Annotated in this window: 1 protein-coding gene; it reads right to left on the bottom strand. The window is 62.7% G+C overall.

What is annotated here, in order from left to right; all coding sequences use genetic code 11:
• Positions 1 to 56 precede the first annotated feature (56 nt).
• A partial coding sequence (locus ACZ3HH_RS31045) for a phosphate acyltransferase (protein ID WP_465810553.1) occupies positions 57 to 241 on the bottom strand: 185 nt, incomplete at its 5' end.

A 241-nucleotide genomic window follows, 5' to 3' on the forward strand; every position in this document is an offset into this window, starting at 1 on the left:
GGCCAGCATGACCGCGCTGTCGTGCGCACTCCGATAGTCTTAAGCCGCCGCGCCTTTCAGCGCTGCATTGCAGCATCGACGACGGCGAGCGCCGTCATGTTGACGATGCGGCGAACGCTGACGTTGGGCTCGAGGATATGGACGGGTTTTGCGGTGCCGAGAAGGATCGGGCCGACGGTGATGTTGTTGCCGGCCGCCACCTTCAGGAGATTGTAGGAAATATTGGCCGCGTCGACGCTCG

The sequence above is a fragment of the Pseudomonas sp. PME37.24/025 genome, from assembly GCF_055556615.1.